We start from the raw sequence: 23891 nt of genomic DNA on the forward strand, positions 1-23891 counted from the left end.
GCACACGAACAGAGACCAATAATGACCCTCTTCACCCCTGACCTTTACCGCAATTTCGCCATTGGCTTCGCCGCCGGAGCGCTCATGGTTGGCGCTGCCTCATTCGATCAGATCAGCGACCTGATTGCGCCGCCCGCACAGGCTGCGCAGTCGTTCGAAGCGCCGCAGCCTTCCGATGATTTCTGGATGCTCGAAGAGTGAAGCCGCGCATGAAGGTGGGCATGAAAGGCAGCCTCGCGCTCGCTCTTGCCGCCGCATCGCTCGGCCTCAGCGCCTGTTCCTCGCCCGCGCTCGCGCTCGAGGAGCCGGTCAATGCGCCTGCGCCCAAGCGCATCGCCAAAGAAGGCTCTGGCCTGAAAACCGCGATCTTTGCCGGCGGCTGTTTCTGGGGCGTCGAGGGCGTGTTCAGCCATGTCAAAGGCGTGAAATCGGCCGTCTCCGGTTTCCACGGCGGATCGGCGGGGACCGCGAGTTACAATCGCATCGTCTCGGGCGGCACGCAGCGCGCCGAAGCGGTCATGATTACATACGACCCCTATGTCGTGCGTTATGACGAGATGCTGCAGATATTCTTCTCGGTCGTCGCCGATCCCACGCTCAAGAACCGCCAGGGCCCCGATGTCGGCGCGCATTATCGCAGCGCCCTCGTGCCGGTGAACGCCGAACAGCGCGCGGTGGCGAAGGCCTATCTTGCGCAGATGGACGGTTCCGGCGTGTGGAGCCGACCGATCGTGACGCGCATCGAAAAGCACCGCAAATTCTACGCGGCGGAGCCCTATCACCAGGACTTCATGGCGAAGAACCCGCGCCACGGATACATCGTGCGCTGGGATGCGCCCAAGGTGCGCGCGCTGAAAGCCATGTTCCCCGCCGATTTCCGGCCCAGCTTCCTGCGCGACGACGCCTGACGTTCTTTCCGCGCGCTGATCCAGCGCCCGCGCTTGGCGAGGGCCTCATGAGCGCCTATATCTGCGCGCATGGCACAGACACACGCGCACGCACACGAAGAACATTCCGGAGAAACCCTGATCCAGGCGGCGCGCGCCGCGCTCACCGGGTCGGGCGAGCAATGGACCGGTATGCGCGAGACGGTCTTTACCGAGCTTGCGACGCACGAACGCCCGGTCTCCGCCTATGACATTGCCGACAATCTTTCCGCCGCGCGAGGCAAGCGTGTCGCGCCCAACAGCGTCTACCGCATCCTCGACCTGTTCGTGGCCAACAACCTCGCGCTCAGGGTCGAAAGCTCCAACGCCTATCTCGCCAACACCCATCCGGGCTGCGAGCACGATTGCATCTTCCTCGTCTGCGACGAATGCGGCGAGGCCACGCATATCGATGACGAGGATGTGAGCCGCACGGTCCGCAGCCTAGCGACGGCGCGCGGGTTCAAGCCCGAGCGCCCGGTGCTGGAGATTCGCGGCCTGTGCCGTGCATGCGCGTGAACAGAGGCGGCCAGCCCGCGCTGTCAGGTGCACTTGACGCAAGCATGGCCGGTCACGATTGACGATATAGAGACGAAACGTTCCGTATGAGCGGTAAAGCGTTCATCGACAGTTTCGTTTCGAGAGTGTAGAGCGAATCCCTATGACTTCGAAGCCCCAGACTCCGCTGCTTGACACGGTTCCGACACCTGACGAGCTCCGCAATCTCGAACCCGACCAGCTGCGCCAGCTCGCAGATGAACTGCGCACGGAAATGATCGATGCGGTCAGCACATCTGGCGGACACCTCGGATCGGGGTTGGGCGTGGTCGAGCTGACGGTGGCGATCCATTACGTATTCAACACGCCCGACGACAAGCTGGTCTGGGACGTGGGCCACCAATGCTATCCGCACAAGATCCTGACCGGGCGCCGCGACCGCATCCGGACGCTGCGCCAGGGCGGCGGACTGTCGGGCTTCACCAAGCGTAGCGAAAGCGAATATGATCCGTTCGGCGCGGCGCACTCCTCGACCTCGATCTCGGCCGCGCTCGGCTTTGCGATGGCGAACAAGCTGAATGACAAGCCCGGACGCGGCATCGCGGTGATCGGCGACGGCGCGATGAGCGCGGGCATGGCCTATGAAGCGATGAACAACGCCGCGCAGGCAGGCAACCGGCTCGTCGTGATCCTCAACGACAACGACATGTCGATTGCGCCGCCGGTGGGCGGGCTGTCGGCCTATCTCGCGCGGATGGTATCCTCGAGCGAATATCTCGGCCTGCGCAGCCTCGCGTCGAAAGCGGTCAAGAAAATGAGCCGCCGGATGCACGAAATGGTCGGCAAGGCGGAGGAATACACCCGCGGGATGGTGACCGGCGGGACGCTGTTCGAGGAGCTTGGCTTTTATTATGTCGGCCCAATCGACGGCCACAATCTCGACCACCTCATCCCGGTGCTTGAGAATGTCCGCGACACCTCCGAAGGGCCGGTCCTGATCCATGTCGTCACGACCAAGGGCAAGGGCTACAAATACGCCGAGGAAAGCGCCGACAAATATCACGGCGTCCCCAAATTCAACGTCGTCACCGGCGAAAAGAAAAAGGGCGCTGCGGGGCCGCCCGCTTACCAGAACGTGTTTGGCGACACGCTGGCGAAGCTGGCCGAAACCGACAGCCGCATCTGCGCGATTACCGCCGCCATGCCCTCGGGCACGGGCGTGGACCGCTTCGCGCAGGCGCATCCAGAGCGCAGCTTCGATGTCGGTATTGCCGAACAGCACGGCGTAACGTTCGCCGCCGGCCTCGCTGCACAGGGCATGCGTCCCTTCGCTGCGATCTATTCGACCTTCCTCCAGCGCGCTTACGACCAAGTGGTTCATGATGTCGCGATCCAGAACCTGCCGGTGCGCTTTGCCATCGACCGTGCCGGGCTGGTAGGCGCCGATGGCTGCACCCATGCAGGCTCGTTCGACATCACCTATCTTGCCACCCTGCCGAACATGGTGGTGATGGCCGCCGCCGACGAGGCGGAGCTGGCACACATGACCTACACGGCGGCAGAATATGACGAGGGGCCGATCGCCTTCCGCTACCCGCGTGGCAGCGGCACCGGCGTTGCGATCCCCGACACGCTCGAAAAGCTCGAGATCGGCAAGGGCCGCCTCGTCAAGGAAGGCACCAAGGTCGCAATCCTGTCACTCGGCGCGCGCCTGGAAGAGGCCAAGAAGGCCGCCGACACGCTCGAGGCCAAGGGGCTTTCGACCACGGTTGCCGACATGCGCTTTGCCAAGCCGCTCGACGAAGACCTGATCGCGAAACTGATGCGCACGCACGAAGTTGTCGTGACGGTCGAAGAGGGCGCAATAGGCGGCCTCGGCGCGCATGTGCTGACTTACGCCTCGGACGAAGGTCTGACCGACGCCGATAGCGGGAACGGGGGACTAAAGGTCCGCACCCTGCGCCTGCCCGATACGTTCATCGATCAGGACGCGCCCGACAAGCAATATGACGAAGCAGGCCTTAACGCGCCGCAAATCGTCGATTGCGTGCTCAAGGCGCTGAAGCACAATTCGGCAGGGGTAGCGGAAGAAGAAGCGCGGGCTTAATCCGCAACCGCGTTCGGTCATCGGCTAGCAATGATCGGGTGTATATCCTCCGCATCATGCACTCTATGTCCCGCGCAATCGCCGCCCTTATTGCCCTTTCCCTGTTCTCGGCCCCTGCACTTGCAGACGCCCCTATGGAACGGGTCGCGAGCGTCATCGAGGAAGGCCGGGCTGGCGATGTAAAGGCAGTCATCGTCGAGCAGGGCGGCAAGGTCCTTTACGAGCGCTATTTTAGCGGAGCGACAGCCGAAGATCGCCACGATATCCGCTCCGCAGGCAAGTCCATCACCGCACTCGCGCTCGGACAGGCCATCGCCGCCGGGCATATTGCATCGCTGGACGAAGCACCGCTGCCTGCTCTTGGCGCATCGAGTGATTTGAGCGGCATCTCCTTGCGCGACCTTGTCACGATGTCCTCGCCGCTCGATTGCAATGACTGGGACGAGAAGTCGCCCGGACACGAAGACAAGATGTATCCCAAGCGCGAATGGACCCCCCATGCCCTCGCCATCCCGCTGAACCCGGATTACTCGCGCGACCGCAATGGTTTTGGGCGGTTCTCCTATTGCACGGCGGGTGTGTTCCTGACCGGACGCTATATCGGGCTGCAAGCGGGAGAGCCGTTCGATGCGTTTGTTCAGCGCAATCTGTTCGATCCGATCGGCATTTCAGACGTCAAATGGAAGCGCTCACGCGCCGGTGAAGTGCAGGCTGGCGGCCAGATCGAGATGCGCCCGCGCGACCTTGTTCGTATCGGCAGGCTTGTGCTGGATGATGGTGCGCATGACGGCCGGCAGGTGGTGCGGGCCGACTGGATCGACGAAATGCTTACCCCCCATGTCCGAGCCACCGACAGCGACGACTACGGTTACCTGTGGTGGCTGCGGGCCTATCGTCACGGCGAATTTGCGACCCCCGGCTGGTACATGCTCGGCAATGGCGGGAATACAGTGGTGATCTTCGAAGAACTCGACGCGGTCGTGACTGTCGTCGCCGCCAATTACAACAAGCCCGGAATGCACCAGATCTCGCGTGATATCATCGAGCGCGGCGCGCTGCCCTTGCTGCTGGACGATAGGGCGCCGGAATAGGTTTCAGTGCGCCGGAAGCCTAAGCAGTCTCTTCGACACCGTAAGCCCGGTCGGCGCAACCGCAACGAGCACCTCATCAGTCCCCGCGCTTTGCGACCACACTTCGGCGCGCACCACGACCTGCCGGTTACCCCTCTTCACCCTCGATCCGGTCTTCGGCTTCATCCTCCTTAAAGTCCTGCATGACTTCCGAGGCTTCTTCCCTGACTTCCGCATCTGCGCCTTCGGCGGCCTCGTTGCGCTGCCTTGCCGGATCGGGATCGAGACACAATTCGGCGATGACCGGTACCGGTGATCGGACCCTACCGGCGCACCGACGCGCATGTCGCGCAACAGGAACTCCTCCGTCACGAACAGGTGATCCAGCGGCCAACCCAGCCACGTCATATCGGACGGGAACGTGGCATACGTCCCGCGCCCGATGCGCGGATCGAGGAAGCTGCCGATCTTCTTGAACAATCTGGTGGTGTCGGACCAGGCGACATCGTTGAAGTCGCCCACTGCAAGAACCGGCATATCAATCCTGCTCGCGTGGTTCGCAGCCACGATGATCTCCGCATCGCGCTCCTCGGTGTCCTGGTTCACGGTCGGAGGGCGCGGATGCAGGCCGATCAGACGGAACTGCCGCTTGCCCGCAGTCAGATTTGCGAAGACGGACGGGGTAACTTCCTGCGCGAGATCCTGAATGGTCGCATCGCTCATCGGCAGACGCGTCGCAAACATGATCCCGTAGGTGTTGTCCAGCAGACGCTGTTTCCGGCCGGTATAGTCCGCCATGATCGGCGTCATCGCTTCGGCCCATGCCGCGTCTGTCTCGGTCAGCAGGAGAATATCGGGATCGATGCGGCGGATCAGATCGGCTGTGCGCTGATAATCGCGGTTGGATTGCAGCACGTTGAGGGTCAGCAGCGTAAAGCAGCCATCGCCGTATTCCTCCTCGGGCAATGTCTGCGCGACCTCGCTGGAAGCGAGCGGCGTGTAGGGAAAAATGCGGTAGACTTGCCAGACGGCCAAACCCGCCAGGACAAGCGGGAGCCAGGGCCGCCATCTGCGGTCGAATACCCACAGACCGATACAGATCAGGATCATGAGGACTAGAATCTGCGCCCTTGGAAAATCCCAGATGCGTATCCACCACTGGTTGAGGTCGGTCATGCTCAACACCGACCCGACAATGAGCAAAGCCGCAATCAGGCGGAGCAGCCAAATCCCAGCTGTTTTCAAACCATTGCCCGAAGTGCGATCCAGCTCATTTCGTCTCATGCTTGGGCCGCTAATGGGTTTTCGGTCTGGAAACCAGCCCTTCCGCCACAATTACAATCGCCTGATTGCCGTTATTGCCGGGAAAGGTCCGGCGGCATAGCCCGCTGATGCCTTTGCTGGGCAATTCCTATGGCGTCTCTTTCGAGGTGGCGATCCCGGTTGGCACGATCGTCGCCTGCGCAACCGCTACCAGCACCTCATCGGTCCCGGCGCTTTGCGACCACACCTCCGCGCGCACCACGACCTGCCGTTTGCCCGCCTTCACCACGCTGCCTCTGGAGCGCAGCCGCTCGCCTCTAGCAGGCGCGAGAAAGTTGATCGTGTAGCTCCCAGTCACGACATCGCCCACGGCGCTGCTCGCCGCCCACGCGCAAGCATTGTCGGCCATCAGGCCTACGATGGCGCCGTGGGCAAAGCCGTGATGCTGCGTCATTTCGGGCCGCACCTCCATCTCGATCTCCGCCTCGCCTTCCCAGCAGCGCACCGGTTCGAGCTGCAGGAAATTGCTGAAGCCCGACCGCCCGACGGCAACGCGCTTCATGTAATCGAGGACCTGCTCTTCATTGTTGAAACCGGGGCGGGGCATGGGCATTCTCCATAAGTCTTGAAACGAGACTTACTTGATCGCGCTTGCGCAATGCTGCGTCAAGTCTAAAATCCAGACGCATGGACCGTTTCAAGCCCTCTCGCTCGCCCTGCCCGGTTGGCCGCGCCTCGCGCATCCTTGGCGACCGCTGGGTCATCCTGATTCTGCGCGAGGCGTTCCTTGGTGCGACGCGGTTCGAGGAATTCCCGCCCAATACGGGGATCAACCGTGCTGCGCTGACATCGCGGCTCGCGGCGCTGGTCGATCACGGCATTCTCGAACGCGATCCGCCCGAGGGCAGGCGCGCCGAATACCGTTTGACCGAGGCGGGCCGCGAGCTGGCCCCGATGCTGGCAATCATGCGCGAATGGGGGGACAAATGGCTGCTTGGCGAAGCTGCCGCGCAGGGCTAGCGTCGCGCGCATGACCCTCCTCGACATCACCCAAGACGGCCCCGTTACCACGCTGACCATTGACCGGGCAGACAGCATGAACCCGCTCGGCGCGCCCGGTGACGGGGACGAGTTTCGCGCCGCCTGCGATGCCATCAACCGCGACATGAATGTGCGCTGCGTGATCCTCACAGGAGCTGGACGCGCCTTCAGCGCGGGCGGCGATATCAAGGCAATGCGCGACCGCAGCGGCACGTTCGGCGGATCGACCCCCGCAATCTCGGACGGCTACCGCGACAACATCCACCTGATGCTGCGCGCGCTTTACAGCCTGCGCGTGCCGGTGATCGCCGCGGTCAATGGCCCGGCGATCGGGCTCGGCTGCGATGTCGCGCGCCTCGCCGATATCCGGATCGCCAGCGACAGGGCGAAATTTGGCGTGACCTTCCTCAAGCTCGGGATCATTCCCGGCGACGGCGGCACGTGGATATTGCCGCGCGTCATCGGGATGAGCCGGGCATCCGAATTGTTCTACACCGGAGATGTGATCGATGCGCATACGGCGCAGGACTGGGGCCTCGTCAGTCGCGTGACAGGGCATGATGCGCTGATGGACGAGGCGCTGGCGCTGGCGGGAAGGATCGCGAAAATGCCGCCGCATTCGCTGCGCCAGTCGAAGATGCTGCTGCGCCAAGGCGCGCAGGTGAACTACGACACCGCGCTGGAGATGGCGGCGAACACGCAGGCGATGATGCACACGACCGGCGACCATGCCGAAGGTGTCGCTGCCTTGATCGAAAAGCGCGAGGCCGAATTCAGGGGCGAATAGGCTTTCCTACAGTCCGCCTGGCGGGGTATCGGACGGGCGTTCTTTGACAATGCCGATCCTCCCGTTCGCCCCACGAGGTTTTAGGCCCCTGGACACTGTCTCATGTGTCTCATGGAAGGCCTCAGAACCAGCGCCAGATCCCTGCGCTGATGCCACCGAGCGGCAGGTGCAGCCAGCTGAAGAACACGAAGATGATGAGGCCCGCCGCCCACGGGAAGGCCCCCGCGCCGACAATCGCGCCCCAGCGCGGCCAGTAGCTGGTCCTGCTTTCCCACTGGCTCCACGCATCGCCCATCAGCCGCTCTTTCTTGCGGTCCTGCAAGCGCGCTCCGACCAGCGCCAGCGCGCCCATCGCCGCCGCCGTGATGGTGGTGCGCAGGCTGTAATGGATGACGATGTGCGACAGCGCCCAAAGCGCAAAGCCCCACATCATGGGATGGCGGGTCACGGTGAATACGCCTTTGGGTTCGGCAAGCGCCTGAGCCTGAGCCTGCGGCGTTGGCAGCGCCGGATTGCCGAGCAGCGATCCCGCCAGCAGGACCATCGCGGGCAGGGTGAGCGCGGTCGCGATGGCCCAGCCGATATCGCCGCTCCCCGGCAGGTCGGCAGGCGGCGCGGCCTTGAACGCGAAATACACCCATGCCAGCGCCGCAAAGCTGACTAGGGTATAGACCAGCTGGAAGCCGATCTCGCCAAACAGCTTGACCATCGGCGTGCGCAGCGGATGCGACATGGCAAAGTGCGAGCCGACGAATGCCGCATTCGCAGCGATCAGGTTTAGCAGTGCTCCGTCCATTCCGCCCTCCCGAAAGACAGGCGGATGGTAACCCGAAGCGAGGCCGCTTTACCAGTCGTAAGCCTTGGGCAGGTCGCTTTCGTCGAGATCGCGGTAGCGGTCGCGCAAGCGGCTCTGATGGTTGCCGAGCGGTTGTTCGACGCCGCCGATGAAGACCCTGGTCGGGACCGAGGTCACCTCGAGCGGATCGCCGTCCCAGATCACCACATCCCCCAGCGCGCCCTGCGACAGCACACCGGCCTGCCCGCCCATGCCGCTGATCTGGGCGGGGATTGAGCTGATCGAGGCGAAGGCTTCGCCCCAGCTGAGCCCGGTCGCACCCGGCACCTTGGCAAGCCCGACAAGGTTGCCCGCCTGCTGGGCGAGCCGCCGCGGGTTCTCCATGCTGGCCGCATTCAGAGCAACCATGACCCCGGCCTGCTTCATCCGCCCGATATTGCTCTGGGTGGAGGCAAGCTGGTCGAAGCCGGTCGGCAGCGCATCGAGCGCGTCGGCGATCACCGGCACCCCGGCGGCGGCGATCTCGTTCGCCACCAGCCAGCCCTCGCTGACGCCGACCAGCACCATATCGAGCCGCGGGAATTCGTCCTTGAGCACGAGTACGCTGCGAATGTCGACGGCGCGCTCGACCGCGATGTAAAGCTTCTGCGAGCCGCTGACGACTTGCTTCAAGGCTTCGGCATCGAAACGGCCGAGCATCACCTCGTCGTCCTTGACGATTTCGGTGGTCTGCGGTGTACCGCGGCTTCCTGTGAGCGCCTGTGCCTCGCGCAAGGCGGCACGGAACAGCACGTAGGCCGCGGCCCGGCTGCCGCCTGCGAGACGCGCTCCGCCTTCGCCCATCGCCGCCATCTGGAAGGCGCGCGGCCTGACGATCGGATTCGCGTCACTGTCGAGGTCGATGATTGCGCCCTGGCCTCCGAAGATCGAACCGTACCGGCATCATCGTGGTCGCAGCGCGGGTGATCCCGGCGGCGCGGTGGATCATGATGTTCTGTGCGTTTGGATTGACGATCGGAGCCACGTCGAGCGCAGCGCTGAATGGCGCTCCGCTGGCCCGGGTATCGTTGGACTCCCGCACCGCTCCGACATCGACGAGGCCGAGCGTCGTCAGCGTCGCGAACAGGCCGGGCGTCACCCAAGCGCCGTCTGCATCAAGGGTTGGAATTGCGGGGTCCGGGCGAACTTCACGGCCAACCGCCACGACCTTACCGCCGCTCACAACAACTGTCGCACCTTCGACCGGATCGCTTCCGTCGCCGATCACAACTGTCGCGTTGGTGATCGCGATATCCTGCGCAGCGGCAGGTGCGGCGAGCATAGCCAGCGCGCTTGCGGCGCCTAGGGCGGATGTTTTCAGGAGCCGCTTCATTTCACATCTCCTTCACCCGGCTGGCCGAGCTCGAAATCGCTCACCGGACGCCGCTTGGGATCCATCGCGTCGTAAAGCAGCGCGCCATCGACCCAGACCTTTTCGGGCCGCGAATAGACCGAGAGCGGATCACCGTTCCACAGCACCACGTCCGCCATCTTGCCTTCCTCGAGGCTGCCGGTCATGTCATCGATGCCCATTGCCTTGGCAGCGTTAAGCGTGATCCAGCCGATCGTGGTCGCATCGGAGATATCGATTCCCATGCGCTCGCCCGCGGCCTGAGCCTTGGCGGCTTCCTGGTTGAGGCGCTGAATATCGTTCTGGCTGTCCGAGTGGATCACGACGCACGCTCCTGCCTGCTGGAGCAGTGCGGCGTTCTCCATGATCCCGTCATAGGCTTCCATCTTGAAGCCGTACCAGTCGGCCCAGATCGCGCTGCACACGTCGTTTTCGCGCAGCAGGTCGCCGATCTTGTAGCTTTCGACCGCGTGGTGGAAAGCGCTGACCTTGTATCCGACCTCCTTGGCCATATCCATCACCAGCGCCATTTCGTCGGCGCGATAACAATGGTTGTGGACGAGGATTTCGCCTTCGAGAACGCCCCTGAGCGTTTCCTTGCCGAGGTCGCGCTTGGCCTCGTCATCGTTGGCGTAGTTGATCGCGTCGTACCATGTCTGCCGGTTCACCGCGAAATTGCCCATCCGGGTCGAAGGCTTGCGCCCGCGCCCGCCATAAACGCGCTTGGGGTTTTCGCCGCAGGCCATCTTGAACCCGTAGGGTGCGCCGGGAAACTTCATGCCCTGCACCGTGCGGCTAGGCACGTTCTTCAGCGTGACAGAGCGCCCACCCATGAGGTTGGCCGAGCCCGGCAGGATCTGCAGCGCCGTAACCCCGCCATTGGCGAGCGCGCGGCTGAAGCCGGGGTCCTGCGGCCAGACCGAATGTTCGGCCCAGACATCGGGCGTGGTCGGCGAGGTTGCTTCGTTCCCGTCGCTATGCGCCTGCACCGAAGGCGAAGGATAATCGCCAAGGTGCGAGTGGATGTCGATGATGCCCGGCGTCACGAATTTGCCGGTGCCGTCGATCAGCTGGTATCCATCGGTGGACAGATCGCTGCCGCCAACCGCGACGACCTTGCCTTCGCTGAATAGCACGGTGCCGCCATCTATCCGGCCTCCTGCGCCATCGAAAACGGTCGCGCCGACCAGCGCTGTCGCAGCGCCGGGATAGGGCGAGTAGGTCGAGGGGAACGGCCCTTCGGCCTCGGTCTTCGCAGCGAAACGCGGTTCATCGTCGCCATTGCTGTCGCCGCTGGCGCTTCCCGCCGTTCCCGTCGTCGCGCATCCCGCCAGCGCAACCGCGCTCGCTACGGCAATCAAGGCTTTGGTTCTCACATTTACTCCTAATACGGTTGTCAGTTCAGTCGCCTTGGCGGGTTGCCGGGTGAATGCCGGCAGCCTGCGGCTCTCCAACCTCACTCTGGCCGAGCAAGTCGTCACCGACATTGTCGTCCTGGAGTGTGTCGAGATGCATATATTTGGCCACGAACCGCGCAATCAGCACGACCGCGATTCCTACACCAATGGCTATGAGGCCAATGGTCCAATAAACACCTAGAGCGGCCTCTCGTGTCATAGCACCATCTTCGCCGCCAGTGGCCGCGCCGATAACGCCAGCGACGAATCCGCCCCCAGCGGTAGCAAAGAACCAAGCTCCCATAATCAGACTTGCCATATGCTTGGGCGAAAGCCGGTTCATGGCAGACAATCCGACCGGGCTTAGACAGAGTTCGCCGGTCGTGTGGAAGAGATAAATGCCGAACAGGAAGATCACCGGAATCTTCGCATCAATCCCGACGGTAGCTGCGCCCCAGACGAGCACCAGGAAACCGAATCCAAGCTGTACCAGTCCAAGCCCGAATTTCGCAGGGGTTGAAGGCTCGAGACCTTTTCTGCCGAGCCAGGTCCAGAGGCCTGCGAAGATCGGAGCCAGCAGGATAATGTAGATTGGATTGATCGACTGGAAGATCGGAGCAGGAACGCCCTGCAGGTCGATAAACTCATTCGTGAACAGATTAAGTGAACCGCCGCCTTGCTCGAACAGGCCCCAGAACAGAGGCTGCAATGCGATCAGGAAAAGGGCCGCAAAGATGCGTTCGCGCGGGTGCTTGTCGAGCTTGAACGCCTCGAAGAGAACGTAACCGAGCAATATTGCGCCCGCAATCAACATCAGCCCGCCCACGAGTGATTGGTACTGGATCAAGACCCACATCACCGCCACACCGACGATCCCGACGCCGTAAACGAGCATTTCCGTATTCTTCGCCAAGGGCGTGGCCGGCTCTCCCTTGCCCATGAGCAGTGGTTTGCCGACGACGAAGACGATGAGACCTAATAGCATGCCGAGTCCGGCCGCGCCAAAGCCGTATTCCCACCCTTTTACGAAACCCAGATAGCCAGCGAGGATGGCGCCGACTGCGGCGCCGACATTAATCCCCATGTAGAAGATGGTGTATGCGCCGTCCCGCCGAACATCGGTCCGCGGGTAAAGTTGCCCGACCAGAACCGAAATATTGGCTTTGAGAAACCCTGATCCAACAATGATGAAAGCAAGTGCAAGCCAGAAAATATTGATCGTCGGATCATTCTGGCCGCCCGTACCTTCAAACGCCATGAGAAAGTGCCCGAAGGTCAATAGAATGGCGCCGAACAGGACCGCTTTTCTCTGGCCGATATATTTGTCGGCGAGCCATCCTCCCAAAACGGGCGTGATGTAGACGAGACTGATATAGGCACCGTAAATTACGTTTGAGGCGCCATCATTAAACAGCCAGTGCTGAGTAAGATAGAAAATCAATAGCGCGCGCATGCCGTAATAGGAGAAGCGTTCCCACATTTCGGCGAAGAAAAGCATATAGAGGCCCTTGGGATGGCCGCCAAATTCGGGCTCCTTGCGAGTGACCGCGTAAGCTCCTCCAATGAGAAACAACCCGAGGACGGTACCGCTGCGATGGCAGCGATCCAGTCCGCTTCCGCCCAAAGTGCGAAATCTTTCATGAAAATTGATCCCCGTATTCTTGTTATCGGCCTCTCCCCGGGCCGGTCATGGCGGCGCACACTAGCGCCTGTTTCGCCTCTGTGAAGCATTTGTTGCAGATGAAACCTGAATGCGCGCCAGAAAGCCGGGAACCTTGACGCGCCTCGCTGTATTATGGCACTGATGCACTGAGCGAGGAAAACAATGAGCCAAAGCCGACCCGTCTACCTGAAATTGCGCGACCAGATCGCGGCGGCAATCATCCAGGGCGAATATCCCGAAGGCAAAATGCTGCCATCGGTCCGGGCGCTCGCCGCCGAACAGGGTGCAAATCCGCTCACCGTCGCCAAGGCGTATCAGCAATTCCAGAACGATGGCCTGGTCGAGGTTCAGCGCGGCGTCGGCATGTATGTCGTCGAGGGTGCAGCCGAACAGCTGCGCGCGCGCGAGAAGGAGCAATTCCTGCGCGAGGAGTGGCCGGAAATCCGTGCCCGAATGAAGCGGCTCGGCCTCGACCTCACTGAATTGGCCGAGTGCAACTGAGCGCAGCATCGCTCAAGTTGCTGTTCGAAAAGCAAACCTCTTGGTGAACCGCGGGTTAAGTAATTTGCGGCTCTTGCTTGCGGCGGCGGCTTCCCTCTGGCATTGATAGCGCTTGGAGTTGCTCGTCGGGTCCGGGCATTTGGGGAAAAAGCGGGGAAACCCGCCAGTGACAGGCCGGCCCTGCGACGCCGGTAGTGTCAGGAGATCGACATGATCAGATCCGAACTGCTGCAAGAGCTGCACAAGGATAATCCGGAACTGCGGGCCGAGGAGGTCGAGCAGGTTCTCGACATCTTCTTCGACGAAATTGCGCAGCGTCTTGCCGAAGGCGGACGCGTGGAACTGCGCGGCTTCGGGGCTTTTTCGACCCGCGAGCGTGAAGCGCGCACGGGGCGCAATCCGCGCACCGGAGAAGCGGTGGAAGTACCGTCCAAGCGTGTTCCGTATTTCAAGGCGGGCAAGGAAATCCGCCAGCGCCTCAACGATTAGGGCGTTCGGCGCGTAGATGGCGCGCCATTCGCCGGTCAGGCAACCTCGAGAGCGGCTTCCTCGTGAGCGCGGCTGGGCGGCGGGCGTTTGCGCTCGGTGCCAAGTGCCGAGAACACTTCTTCGACAACGCGCTCCGCTCCTTCTTCGCCGCCGCTTACGACGGGGATGAGGCCGAGCTCCTCGAATTCCCGTTTCAGATCGGCTGTGGGCAGCGCCACGATCCTGCTGATCGCCGGAAGCCGTTCCTCGACCAGCGGTGTAAGGTCGCGGGTCAGGGCGACATTCCCGGTCGCGACCACCAGCACTTCGCGCCGCTCCATGCCAATCGCGTCCCAGCTGCGCGGATCGGCGGGATGGGCGTGGTGCGCGTGGTAGCCATCGGCAATCGCCTCTTCGAAGCGCATGTGATCGGATTCGATGGCCAAGTATTCGATCTGGTTGAAGCTGAGCGCATCGGCCACCGCGCGTCCGACCGGGCCGAGGCCGATGACGACCACCGGCGCATTGTCGCCGTCCATCTTCTCGTCCGACGGACCCGAGCGCAGCTTGCCCGCGAGCTTGCGGTACGATATTCGAAACCAGCGGAGTGACCGCCATGCTGATCGCGATTGCGGTGACGAGGATCGCCAGGAACTCGCTCTCGACCAGACCGGCGACAGCGGGGATGGCGAACAGCACCAGCGCAAACTCGCTGCCCTGCCCGAGCAGGAATCCGAGCTGGATCGATCCTGGCACCGACCAGCGATTGGCCAACCCTGCAAGCACGTTGAACAGGCATTTGAGGGCAATCAGACCTATCGCCGCGCCGATGACCGTCACCCAATTGTCGGCGATAATGGCCGGGTCGATACCAAGCCCGACCGAGATGAAGAAGAAGCTGAGGAACAGCCCGCGAAAGGCATCGATCTCTGTCTGGACCATTATCCGGTAGCGCGAGATCCGCCACTGCCATCCCGCCGAGGAATGCGCCCAGCGTCAGCGACAGGCCCGCTATCCCCGTCGCCCAGCCCGCTGCGAGCGCGATGAAAAGCGCCGTGGCGGTGTAGACCTCGCTGCTGCCCGCGCGCGAGATCAGTCGGAACAAGGGACCGGTGAGGTACTTTGCGAAGATGACGGCGACGCCGAAAGCCGCCAGCGCCTTCAGCCCCGCCATCCCGAGAGCGGGCGCTATCGACCCGCCGCTGCCCAGCGCGCCTGCCGCGACGAGCAGGAGGATCGCCGCGATGTCCTGAAATATGAGGATCGATTGCGAAGCGCGCCCGACCGGACAGTCCTCCTGATCACGCTCGCGCACCAGTCCGATCACCACGGCGGTTGATGACAGCCCCATCGCAAATCCGCCGATGATCGCAAATTCGGTCGGCAGTCCGAACGCCCAGAACAGCGCCGCGAACGAGCCGCCTGCGACCAACATCTGCAAGCTGCCGAAGCCGAAGATATTCGCCGCCTCTGCCCGGATGCGTCCCAGCGAGAAATGCAGGCCGAGATTGAACAGGAGGAACATGACCCCTGCCTCGGCCATCGCCGCGACGACAGGTCCGCTGAACCCGTCGGCATAGCCAAGCGCCGATATGGCGAGGCCCAGCCCGAGATAGCCTACAATCGGATTGAGGCGGCACGCGCGCGAAACCAGCGCCGCACCAATGCCGAGGCCCAGCAGGGTGATCGCCGGCTGGATGGTCGCAACCACCGACTGCGCGTCGTGAATCTCGCCTGCCATTGTGCTCCGCGTCGATGAATGGGTGTTGCTCGTAGGAAATGGGCTATCGCGCGGTTTCTTGCAAGCCGGACGCGATCTGGCCGGTATGCTCGGTTGCCGAGGGACACGCGGCTGGCTATCGCGCTGGCAGGCTCAGGCAAGAGCGCTGCGGGTGTGGCGGAATGGTAGACGCCGGGGACTTAAAATCCCCTGATCCTTGATCGTGCGGGTTCGAGTCCCGCCACCCGCACCATTGTAAACGTTAGACTTTTTCGGCCCAAGGGTCCGAGATGGTCTGGCGTTCTACGTTTCTAGGCCCGAACTAGGCCCAACGGGTGCAGACGCTACTTCGCCCAATGACCGCTGATCCAATCCCACGCTCGCCGACCGTAGTCATAGCGCCAATGGCCTTTGACCCAGCGATTCTTGCCGATGGGCCTGATGGGCCGGATGCCTTCGATGCGGTCGATGGGTTTGGGCGGACGAGGCGGACGCGGTGGCCGTATCTTCTTCATAGTTCGTATCCCGTCAGTGCTTCGTGTCGCGGGGAGGGTTAGGGTCGTTCCCAGGTGCCACGGTGTCGGAGTCGCGGAAGCGACCATTGGTGCCCTGGATCCGAACTTCACCGCCTCCAAGATTGCCCACAATCTGCTTGGCCCTCGCTTCAGCTTCGCGCTGCGTCGGTGCAACCGCGCTCGCTCAGACTTCGGGCCTTTCACGGCCCAACCTTTCGGGTGCTTCACGACATAACGATCATTGCTGCCCATAATTTTCTCCAGCGTTAGGGATGGCTGCCCTCACAAGTTCACTCCGCATCCGGCAGCCGATTGGTGCGAAGCAATTGACAAAACTCGTCTTGAGTGAGCTGAGCGACAGGGTCGCCGACGGTGCTGTCGCCCAAGAGGCTCCTGGCCAGGGCGGACTTCCGCTCAAGCGACCTCGTGATCGCCTCCTCGATCGTGTCGGCGCCGATAAGGCGAAGGTAGGTGACCGGCTCGGTCTGGCCGATGCGATGGTTGCGGTCCTGACTCTGCGCAAAGTGGTCATAGCGCCAGGAAAGGGACTCGTAGATTGTGTAGCTTGCTGCCGTGAGCGTGAAACCGGTTCCCGCTGCGGCAGGGTTGGCGATGAGGAGTCGGAGCGTAGGATCGCCCTGAAACCGAGCAGCAATCTCCTGACGTTCTGCGGTCGGGGTCGCCCCATAGATCGCCGCTGACCTTTCGAAGCGCTCCAAGAGCATTTCAATCGTGCGGATGTAGTTGGACCAAAGGATGATCTTCCTGCCGGGCACCGAGAGGATGTCCGTGACGAGGCAGTCGAGAGCATCGAACTTGGCGGGCGTGCTGCTGAGATCTGGAAAGAGAAGCGCAGGGTTGCTCGCGATTTGGATGAGGCGGGTGAGCTTCGCGAGCGCCGTCGGCGCGAAGGCCCTGTATTGCTCGCCGCTCATCCCCTCAATCTCGCAGATCATCTCGTCCCGCATGTCGTCATAGAGCCGGCGCTGCCATGCTGGGAGCTCGACGATTACGTCGGTGAAGGACTTATCTGGCAAATCGAGGCACTCCTCCTTGGTGCGACGGAGGACAAGCCTATCGATAACGTCTCTCGCGAAAGTCGCGTTAGGGTCAGCGTCGAGACGGGCCTTGAAGGACTCGAGGGAACCAAGCAGTCCGCGGTAGGGAGCAATGATCTCCACCTGCGTGAAGATGTCGGTCGCAGTGTTAGTCACTGGCGTTCCCGAGAGGAGCCAGCGGAACTCGCAGTACGGCGCGATCGTCCGTGCCGCTGTCGAGGTGAGCGAGTGCCAGTTCTTCGCGGCGTGTGACTCATCGAGTACGAGGATGGTCCGCTGCCGTTGCGCCAAGGCTAGGAGGGCTGTGGTCTCGGCGCGCGCCGTTTCGTAGCTGGTTACGATAACTTGCGCGCGCGACCCCCTGAATGTCGTCCTACGCGAGCGAGGGGTGCCTTCGGCTACATCGACTGAGACCTCCGGTGCGAACTTCTCGAATTCGGCCACCCAGTTGCGCTTGAGCGAGTTGGGGCAGACCACGAGCATGCGGTCCGCGCGGCCCTCACGTACCAACGTACGAAACGCCTCAATAGCGACGAACGTTTTGCCGAGCCCCTGCTCGAAGGCGAGCAGGCCAGCGTCCCGACCCGTCAGGAAGCCCACGCCTTCGTGCTGGTGCTCAAGGAGCTCGAAAGTCACTTCAGGACGCCCCCTGACCATACTGTCCGACGAGGCCCTCGAAGTAGCCGAAAGCCTCGCGCAGCTCGTCGATGTCACTCTGGTCGAGATCCTGCACGTCCGCCCTGCTCGCCTTGTTGAGGGTGCGCGCCGCTTTGCGGACAGCAAGACGATAGGGGTGGACGCCCTCGTGCACCTTGTCCTCAATGAGGTCGATCGTCTGCTGAAGGCTCGCGATGTCCTCATCGTCGAAGGTGTCGTCGCCGCGCTCGATTGCGCGACGGACCGTCTGCGGGATGTTCGCAATGCGCGCCTTAGGGCTGCTGCTCTTGTCCTGCACCTGCTTTGCAAGCTGGTTTGCGATGTGCTTCTGGCCCGACTTGAGCTGATCCCAGGCGTCCTCGTCCTCGTGGAATTCTTTCAAGAAACGAGCGTCGCGGTATTCCTTGAAGACCTCATTGCGGACCATGTCGAAAACGTCGCTGCGGAGCTCGTCGTATGCGGAGTTGTCAAAGTCCCGGAGCTGAGGGCCGACGACGCGAGCCTTGCTGATTTCCTCCAGCACGCTGAACTTCTCGGCGGCGAGCTTACGGGGGTTGACCTCATCGTCGACGTGCTCGACGAACTTCAAGGCGAACTCGTATGCACTCTTGAGGCGTGCGACCCAAGATTCGGATTTACCCATGTTTTCCGCAAGGGTCGTCTGATTCATGAGGGGCGGATGGCCGGGACGACCGGCGACCGTTTCGTAGATGAACTTCGCCTCAATATAGCGGCCCCAGTCGCGGACACCCGATCCGCGAACATGGATGCCCGCAAGCAGGATCGCCACATCACGCTCGGAGAACTCGGGGGGCAGGATCTTCGCGTTGACTTGGCGGAAGACTCCCTCATTCTTTCCGCTCTTGAACTTGCGGTCCAGCTCACGGAGGATCGTGACGCGGGTGGCGCCTTCGAGGACGAGGAACTTTCCTGTGCTGGTGCGCTTGACGTAGATCGACTGCATCTGGCCGATCTCCTGAATGGATTTGCGCAGGCCATCGTAGCCGGGCGACAGACGCAGCGCCTCTTCCAGATCGGTCTCCGAAGAGAAGCCTTCCATAAGGGAAGTCTGCAGGCGCGGGTTGTCGGCCCACAGCGCAACCTCGTTATTCACGTCGAGCTGCACCTCCTCGAGAACCCACTCCTTGGTGCCGATCCTCTCATACACGGTCCGCTTCGCGGTGGTCGGGAGCTCTTCGAGTGCTGCGTCCTGCTCGGCCATCGGATTTCCTTTCATAACTTGCTCAGTCAAGATGTAGCAAGAATAGGCAAGGTTTTTCTGATGTCAAGGGGCTGAAACTCGGCGTGAAAGCCACGCAGGGGAAAAAATCGTTGACTCGGCGCAGAGAGGGGATTCCCCAACCGAGGGAGAACAAGTAGTGAATCTCGTACGATGGCGATCAAACACTACCCTCGGGAATCTGCGTTGGAGCGCGAGTATACCTGCGTCGACCTCTTCTCGGGCGCTGGCGGCCTTGGTGTCGGCTTTCGCGATGCTGGTTGGCAGATCCTGTCAGGAAACGACCTCGATGAGGCCGCGGGGTCGACCTTCCGTTATAACTTCCCTGAGGCGTCGTTCTTCGAAGGCAAGGTCAGCGACCTCGATGCCGACGACATCCTGGATGATGCCGGCTTTCGGCCAGGCGACCTTGACTGCCTGGTCGGTGGCCCGCCGTGCCAGTCCTTCAGCCACAACAACCACCACCGATCGGTACGAGGATGAGCGCGCGCGTCTGTTTGAGCACTACCTCTCGCTTGTGGACGACCTTCGCCCAAAAACTCTCGTTATGGAGAACGTCCCAGGTATCCGATCGATCGCTGGCGGCGCGATACTGACGGAAATTGAGGGGCGGCTGCGTGCCATGGGCTATGACGTGGCGAACACGACCCTCTCAGCAGAGGAGTTCGGTGCGCCGCAAGTTCGACGCAGGGTGATTGTGGTAGCGAGTAGGCTCGGACGCGCCACCGAGTTGATTCCGGAACCCACTCACTGGTCCCCAAACTTCCGCATCCACGCGCGGACGAACATCGTTCGCCCGATTACAGCCAAGAAGAGGCTCGTTACCGTGTGGCAAGCGATTGGAGATCTGCCGGAGCTAGAAAACGGCGGCGGCGAGTTTGCAATGCCGCGTTCTGGCTCGAAAGCCTTCTCTGAATATCAGAGGGAGGCGCGGCGAGGCGTACGGACGGTCTTCAACCACGTCTGCAGCGGCCTCACAGAGGTAAACATGCGCCGGATCATCCACGTTCCTGAAGGGGGAATTGGCGGTCGATCCCGTTTGATCTACTACCCGCCGGCATGCAGCGCGCGAGACCCGAGGACCACACTAAACGGTATGGCCGCCTCGATCGTCAGGGTCTGGCGTCGACGGTCCTGACAAAGTGCGATCCTCACTGGGGCGCCTACATCCATCCGACGCAGGACAGGGTCATCTCGGTTAGAGAAGCGGCCCGGCTGCAGGGCTTCCCGGACAAATTCAGGTTCGCTGGCGAGAGCTTGATGAAGCAGTATGTCCAAGTCGGTAACGCCGTCCCAGTCCAAGTGGCGCAAGCAATTGGCCGAGCTATTCTTGAGCACATCTCAGCAAGTGCGTCGAAGCGCCGAGCGGCCTGAATCAGGTCGGGCCTAATGCTGAATGGGGGTTTCGGCCTTCGCGAGCTCAATAGCCTGCACCAGCGAAACCAGTGTGCCAGCCTTCGCCTTCTCGACCTGAAGCCGCTTGGCGCGTTCGATGACCTCGTCCTCCGCAGCCTTCTGTGCCAGACGCTCGTCCAGGGCCTTGATTAGGCTCGGCGCGGCGGCCTCGATGCGCTCGGCCATGTCCAGGATGTCGGCGAGCGCCGAGCCCACGTCGGTGGCCTCCACCGCGCGCTCCGCCGCAGCACGGGTCATGGCGGGGTCGGCATCCATCACACGTGAGACCATCGTCTCGCGCCGCCTGCGCGCGGCGTCCGCCAGCGCCCCGGCGAGCGGCTGGAGGTCAACCTCGCCACCGTCGGCCTGATCGGTCGCAAGGTCCTCTGCGGCCTTGGCCAGCAGGCCCCACCCGCGCTTCTCGGCGTTCGGCGCGTCGTCGTGGACCATCAGGATCGCGTCCAGCAGGGGCTCACGGGTCCGGCCCACGGTCTTCTCGAACAGGGTCATGTCACTTCTCCTTCGGCTTGGTGTACAGGTTGGCCAGTGGGCGGAAGTTCCGCCGGCTGCCCGGCACCGCCGAGAGCCTGAGGCGCTTCGCGAGCGGACGGGCAGCGTGCCACACGACCGCGACGATGGCGCCGGTGCGGGCGTGTCCGACGACCAGGGGTCGGGCGCCGTCGCCCTCACCGGTCGCTCGTTCCAGCGTCACCGCCCGGTTCGCGAGAATCTCAAGCTCCTCGAAGGCGGCGCTCGCCTGTGCCAGTGCGCGGTCGAACTTCTTGGCCTGCTGGTGCTGTCTCGTGCGGACCTCGCGCAGCTCCTCGCAGGCCGCGGCCATAGCTTCGGCCTCGGCGCGCTCCTGAGCCGCACGCTCCTCGCGCTGGCGCTCCTCCTCGGCGAGCCGGTCGAGCTCCGCGTCCAGGTCGTCCGCCTCGTCGCGCGCCATCTCCTCGACCAGCGCCTTCTTCGCCTTCGCGCGGTCCCTGAGCACGAGCTCCCTCGCTGCCTCGAACATCGGTCCATCTCCTTCCTGGTGTCTGTGGTCCTCGCGCATCGTGCGAGCCGGGGCGCCGATTCCGGAGCCCTCGTTTGACCGCGGGGCCTAACGGCGGTGGAAGCGCGAGTGGGGACGGTACTGGGGCATGGAGCGCTCGTAGAACTGCCCGCGCTCGTCGGGCAGGTCGCCCGCCCGCATCTGGACCCCGTACCAGCGGAGCGTGGCGGGCGAGGTACGGTCCTGCGGTCGGAGCTCGGCCAGGACCTCGAGGATCCTAGCGTAGGTCAGGCCGACAGTGCGGCTCGTACCCGTTCACGCCCACGGTGTGCTCCAGCAGCAGCGCGCAGGCGTGACGGCTGGCGGGCCGCCAGTAGGGCGCCCAGGCGTGGTCGGTCAGGGACGCGGGGAGGTCGGGGTGCGGCTCGGGGAGGGCGAGGGGTCGCCCGAGACCGCCGCCAGCAGCCTGCGGTGATCGGTCACCGCGGCCACCCCTCGGGAAGTTGAAGCGTGCCGGTCGCGTCGACGGTGATGCCCACGTCCTTGAGGCGGCTCGGCCAGCCGCATCCTGCTCATGGGCGCCGGTCCGTAGGTCCGCAGGTAGTGGCCGTGCAGCTCGTCGAAGTCGGCGACGGGGCCGACACGCTGGAGCCAGGTCACGAAGGGCTGGGTGGGCTTTCCGTCCATGGCCAATGACTGCCGCGAGGGCGACCGTCGTTTATGCCAGCGTCTGGACCATCGTTTCGGGCCCGACGTCGGGTTCGGGTCCGGGCGCCCCGCAGGGCGCTGTTATCGCTGGGCAAATCGGGCCGTTTCGGGGGAAGGGGATCCGCGGTCACTCGACGCGACGCGGGAAGGTGCCCCCGAACAGGTCCACGACGTTCGTCGGGGCGTCCGATCCGAACTCCTGCGGCGCCTCCGGCGGTGACGGCTCGGGTTGCTCATCGTCCACGGTGGGAACCGCCACAGGGGGCTCCTCGACCTCCGGCAGGTCCGCGTTCGGCCAGGTGCAGTGGGGGCCGGAGCCTCCCACCGGTGTCCGGGCGACCCGCTCGGCGATGTCGTCCAGGTCGTTCCGCAGGCACCAGGTGGCGCAGCCGAGCCGCGCGGCCTCGTCGGCGAACGGTCGGCCCACGCAGCCCGGCACCGCCACGCCCCCGACGAGCATGGTCTCCGAGGTGAACACGGCGTGGACCTGTCCGGTCGTCTCGTCCCACAGCGAGGCGCCGAAGCGGTCCCAGTCGGGCGGCGACACGAAGGTCAGGAGCGTCTGCGCCTCGGCCGGGCTGACCACGCCGCGCGCGGCGTAGACCTCGGCCCCCTCCCGGTCGCCGTCCGCCATCGCGGCGCGCGCGGAGGCGAGCCTCGCCTCCTCGGTCAGGAAGGGCAGGTCGCGGCCCGTCATCGGTCGGACGTTGGCGTCGGCCTCGATCCCCTCCACGAGCGCCTTGCCGTCCTCGAAAAGGACCACAATCCTAGTCACCCTCGACCTCGGCGCGCAGCGCGTCCAGGTCGATCGGCGCGCCCCTCTCCACGCTCGTCGGCGGGGCATGGACGTTGTTCTGCACGGCCACGAGCGGGGCCGTCCTGGCGTTGAGGTCGCGCATCCGCAGCGCCATCAGCTTCACGGCGATCCGCGGGTCCACGTTCGAGCAGTCGAAGCGGAACAGCGGCTCGAAGTCGTCGTCGAGCTCGGGCTCGCCGGTCTCGTCGTCCAGCGCGGGCACCCAACGACCGGTGCCCATGTGGAGCGCCGTCTGGATGACGCGGCGGGTGAGAGTCTCCTCGAAGGCCTCGACCGCGTCGTCCCACCGCGAGGCGAAGACGGGGTCACGGCCCCGGCGGTCGTAGAGCGAGCGCCGGGCCATGCCGCTAACGTTGGCGGCGTAGGTCACCTGGCCGAACTCCTCCAGCGCCGCGAGGAATCGCTCCCCCACGTCGGCGGGTATCACTGCGCGGGTGTGGTAGCGACTGGGCGCGTCGGCGTCCGCCGGGGGTCTGATCTGCATGGCGCCCATGCTCGCTCTCCTGCTCGGCGCGGTGCCGGGGAATCCGGTCGGGTCGGTCGCGCGCTCGGGATGGATATGCCGCGCATTCCGCCACCGATACCGCCAGCGTTGCTCGTGGGGCGAGAGGCTCCCATCAACCACGGGTGTGTCCGGCCCATCGGGCCAGGTGCAACGTTGACTTTTTAGCGGGAAAATAAGCATCTGATTTCGTTGCCTTGTTTTACTTGTTGAACCTGTTGCACTTCGGTGCCTATATTGTCCCGGTGCGCCGCACAGGCCACGGTGTAGTGCCCTCTACTGCTCTTTCTCGTTATCTTTATAAATCAGTTCAACAAATACAACAGGTACAACAATGCAGTAAAATCAGCCACTTGCCGCGACGCGCTCAGTTCA

27 protein-coding genes, 1 tRNA gene and 3 pseudogenes are annotated in these 23891 nt (G+C 63.2%); 15 read left to right on the top strand and 16 right to left on the bottom strand.

Annotated features, from left to right (window positions below):
• Positions 1–21: 21 nt before the first annotated feature.
• From AC0L39_RS00430 to AC0L39_RS00450, 5 genes are all read left to right on the top strand, one after another.
• Positions 22–201, top strand: coding sequence for a hypothetical protein (locus tag AC0L39_RS00430; RefSeq protein ID WP_473259828.1), 180 nt, complete (start codon positions 22–24; stop codon positions 199–201).
• A gap of 20 nt (positions 202–221) precedes the next feature.
• On the top strand, positions 222–908 hold the full coding sequence (msrA, locus tag AC0L39_RS00435) for a peptide-methionine (S)-S-oxide reductase MsrA (RefSeq protein ID WP_473259830.1): 687 nt from the start codon (positions 222–224) through the stop codon (positions 906–908).
• A gap of 69 nt (positions 909–977) precedes the next feature.
• Positions 978–1445 carry a Fur family transcriptional regulator gene (locus AC0L39_RS00440; protein ID WP_473259832.1) on the top strand — a complete coding sequence of 156 codons (468 nt, stop codon included), beginning with the start codon at positions 978–980 and terminating at the stop codon, positions 1443–1445.
• Between the two features lie 142 nt (positions 1446–1587).
• Entirely contained in the window at positions 1588–3531 is a 1944-nt protein-coding gene (gene dxs / locus AC0L39_RS00445) for a 1-deoxy-D-xylulose-5-phosphate synthase (protein ID WP_473259833.1), read from the top strand.
• Between the two features lie 56 nt (positions 3532–3587).
• Complete coding sequence (locus AC0L39_RS00450) at positions 3588–4622, top strand: serine hydrolase domain-containing protein (protein ID WP_473259835.1); 1035 nt, start codon at positions 3588–3590, stop codon at positions 4620–4622.
• A gap of 3 nt (positions 4623–4625) precedes the next feature.
• On the opposite strand, the gene AC0L39_RS00455 is transcribed toward AC0L39_RS00450, so the two are convergent.
• Positions 4626–5777 carry an endonuclease/exonuclease/phosphatase family protein gene (locus AC0L39_RS00455; protein WP_473259836.1) on the bottom strand — a complete coding sequence of 384 codons (1152 nt, stop codon included), beginning with the start codon at positions 5775–5777 and terminating at the stop codon, positions 4626–4628.
• Positions 5778–6012: 235 nt separating this feature from the next.
• Complete coding sequence (locus AC0L39_RS00460) at positions 6013–6471, bottom strand: PaaI family thioesterase (RefSeq protein WP_473259837.1); 459 nt, start codon at positions 6469–6471, stop codon at positions 6013–6015.
• Positions 6472–6551: 80 nt separating this feature from the next.
• Between AC0L39_RS00460 and AC0L39_RS00465 the strand changes: the two genes are divergently transcribed.
• Entirely contained in the window at positions 6552–6884 is a 333-nt protein-coding gene (locus AC0L39_RS00465) for a winged helix-turn-helix transcriptional regulator (RefSeq protein WP_473259840.1), read from the top strand.
• Between the two features lie 10 nt (positions 6885–6894).
• The gene (locus AC0L39_RS00470; protein WP_473259841.1) at positions 6895–7692 is read left to right on the top strand and encodes a crotonase/enoyl-CoA hydratase family protein; all 798 of its coding nucleotides are present in this window, start codon (positions 6895–6897) and stop codon (positions 7690–7692) included.
• Between the two features lie 121 nt (positions 7693–7813).
• On the opposite strand, the gene AC0L39_RS00475 is transcribed toward AC0L39_RS00470, so the two are convergent.
• The 4 genes and pseudogenes from AC0L39_RS00475 to AC0L39_RS00490 all read right to left on the bottom strand — a co-directional run bounded on the left by AC0L39_RS00475 (position 7814) and on the right by AC0L39_RS00490 (position 12899).
• The gene (locus tag AC0L39_RS00475; RefSeq protein ID WP_473259843.1) at positions 7814–8488 is read right to left on the bottom strand and encodes an NnrU family protein; all 675 of its coding nucleotides are present in this window, start codon (positions 8486–8488) and stop codon (positions 7814–7816) included.
• Positions 8489–8536: 48 nt separating this feature from the next.
• Positions 8537–9860, bottom strand: a pseudogene (locus tag AC0L39_RS00480) (amidohydrolase family protein).
• Entirely contained in the window at positions 9857–11239 is a 1383-nt protein-coding gene (locus tag AC0L39_RS00485) for an amidohydrolase (protein ID WP_473259845.1), read from the bottom strand. Before AC0L39_RS00485 ends, AC0L39_RS00480 begins: the two are co-directional and overlap by 4 nt.
• A gap of 40 nt (positions 11240–11279) precedes the next feature.
• Positions 11280–12899 (bottom strand): peptide MFS transporter, encoded by a 1620-nt coding sequence (locus AC0L39_RS00490; protein WP_473259848.1) that lies wholly within the window; start codon positions 12897–12899, stop codon positions 11280–11282.
• Positions 12900–13100: 201 nt separating this feature from the next.
• On the opposite strand from AC0L39_RS00490, the gene AC0L39_RS00495 reads away from it, so the two are divergent.
• Positions 13101–13439, top strand: coding sequence for a GntR family transcriptional regulator (locus AC0L39_RS00495; RefSeq protein WP_473259850.1), 339 nt, complete (start codon positions 13101–13103; stop codon positions 13437–13439).
• Positions 13440–13649: 210 nt separating this feature from the next.
• Positions 13650–13928, top strand: coding sequence for an integration host factor subunit beta (locus AC0L39_RS00500; RefSeq protein WP_473259852.1), 279 nt, complete (start codon positions 13650–13652; stop codon positions 13926–13928).
• Positions 13929–13963: 35 nt separating this feature from the next.
• Here AC0L39_RS00500 and AC0L39_RS00505 read toward each other — a convergent pair whose 3' ends face one another.
• From AC0L39_RS00505 to AC0L39_RS00515, 3 genes and pseudogenes are all read right to left on the bottom strand, one after another.
• Positions 13964–14446 carry an NAD-binding protein gene (locus AC0L39_RS00505; protein ID WP_473259854.1) on the bottom strand — a complete coding sequence of 161 codons (483 nt, stop codon included), beginning with the start codon at positions 14444–14446 and terminating at the stop codon, positions 13964–13966.
• Positions 14447–14564: 118 nt separating this feature from the next.
• A pseudogene (locus AC0L39_RS00510) lies at positions 14565–14849 on the bottom strand (cation:proton antiporter domain-containing protein); the annotation flags it as partial.
• 73 nt (positions 14850–14922) lie between these two features.
• A pseudogene (locus tag AC0L39_RS00515) lies at positions 14923–15513 on the bottom strand (cation:proton antiporter domain-containing protein); the annotation flags it as partial.
• Between AC0L39_RS00515 and AC0L39_RS00520 the strand changes: the two are divergent.
• Positions 15403–15666 carry a hypothetical protein gene (locus AC0L39_RS00520; RefSeq protein WP_473262495.1) on the top strand — a complete coding sequence of 88 codons (264 nt, stop codon included), beginning with the start codon at positions 15403–15405 and terminating at the stop codon, positions 15664–15666. The pseudogene AC0L39_RS00515 and the gene AC0L39_RS00520 sit on opposite strands and share 111 nt — an antisense overlap.
• Positions 15667–15795: 129 nt before the next feature.
• Positions 15796–15880 (top strand) — tRNA-Leu (locus AC0L39_RS00525).
• Between the two features lie 275 nt (positions 15881–16155).
• Here AC0L39_RS00525 and AC0L39_RS00530 read toward each other — a convergent pair.
• The 3 genes from AC0L39_RS00530 to AC0L39_RS00540 form a co-directional block, all read right to left on the bottom strand.
• A complete protein-coding gene (locus AC0L39_RS00530) occupies positions 16156–16272 on the bottom strand; it encodes a DUF2188 domain-containing protein (protein ID WP_473259855.1) in 117 nt (38 codons plus the stop codon).
• A gap of 160 nt (positions 16273–16432) precedes the next feature.
• Complete coding sequence (locus AC0L39_RS00535; RefSeq protein ID WP_473259857.1) at positions 16433–17836, bottom strand: DEAD/DEAH box helicase; 1404 nt, start codon at positions 17834–17836, stop codon at positions 16433–16435.
• A 1-nt stretch (position 17837) separates the two neighbouring features.
• Positions 17838–19079, bottom strand: coding sequence for a hypothetical protein (locus AC0L39_RS00540; protein WP_473259859.1), 1242 nt, complete (start codon positions 19077–19079; stop codon positions 17838–17840).
• A gap of 171 nt (positions 19080–19250) precedes the next feature.
• Here AC0L39_RS00540 and AC0L39_RS00545 point away from each other — a divergent pair, with 171 nt between their 5' ends.
• Genes AC0L39_RS00545 through AC0L39_RS00555 form a run of 3 tightly spaced genes read left to right on the top strand, consistent with a single transcriptional unit; the run spans position 19251 to position 20471 of the window.
• The gene (locus tag AC0L39_RS00545; RefSeq protein ID WP_473259861.1) at positions 19251–19580 is read left to right on the top strand and encodes a DNA cytosine methyltransferase; all 330 of its coding nucleotides are present in this window, start codon (positions 19251–19253) and stop codon (positions 19578–19580) included.
• Positions 19483–20235, top strand: a complete 753-nt coding sequence (locus AC0L39_RS00550; protein WP_473262452.1) for a DNA cytosine methyltransferase — start codon at positions 19483–19485, stop codon at positions 20233–20235. The genes AC0L39_RS00545 and AC0L39_RS00550 overlap by 98 nt, the downstream gene beginning before the upstream one ends.
• Entirely contained in the window at positions 20157–20471 is a 315-nt protein-coding gene (locus AC0L39_RS00555; RefSeq protein ID WP_473259863.1) for a DNA cytosine methyltransferase, read from the top strand. Before AC0L39_RS00550 ends, AC0L39_RS00555 begins: the two co-directional genes overlap by 79 nt.
• Before the next feature lie 12 nt (positions 20472–20483).
• Here the strand turns inward: AC0L39_RS00555 and AC0L39_RS00560 are convergent, their stop codons facing one another.
• Both AC0L39_RS00560 and AC0L39_RS00565 read right to left on the bottom strand, forming a co-directional pair.
• Positions 20484–21002: a hypothetical protein gene (locus AC0L39_RS00560; protein WP_473259865.1), complete on the bottom strand. Its 519-nt coding sequence runs from the start codon at positions 21000–21002 to the stop codon at positions 20484–20486.
• Between the two features lies 1 nt (position 21003).
• The gene (locus AC0L39_RS00565; RefSeq protein WP_473259867.1) at positions 21004–21510 is read right to left on the bottom strand and encodes a hypothetical protein; all 507 of its coding nucleotides are present in this window, start codon (positions 21508–21510) and stop codon (positions 21004–21006) included.
• A 277-nt stretch (positions 21511–21787) separates the two neighbouring features.
• Between AC0L39_RS00565 and AC0L39_RS00570 the strand changes: the two genes are divergently transcribed.
• Positions 21788–21964, top strand: a complete 177-nt coding sequence (locus tag AC0L39_RS00570; RefSeq protein WP_473259869.1) for a hypothetical protein — start codon at positions 21788–21790, stop codon at positions 21962–21964.
• Positions 21965–22324: 360 nt separating this feature from the next.
• Here the strand turns inward: AC0L39_RS00570 and AC0L39_RS00575 are convergent, their stop codons facing one another.
• Positions 22325–22960 carry a hypothetical protein gene (locus tag AC0L39_RS00575; RefSeq protein WP_473259871.1) on the bottom strand — a complete coding sequence of 212 codons (636 nt, stop codon included), beginning with the start codon at positions 22958–22960 and terminating at the stop codon, positions 22325–22327.
• 4 nt (positions 22961–22964) lie between these two features.
• Entirely contained in the window at positions 22965–23507 is a 543-nt protein-coding gene (locus AC0L39_RS00580) for a hypothetical protein (RefSeq protein ID WP_473259872.1), read from the bottom strand.
• Between the last annotated feature and the right edge of the window lie 384 nt (positions 23508–23891).

The sequence above is a fragment of the Erythrobacter sp. K21-9 genome, assembly GCF_055808355.1.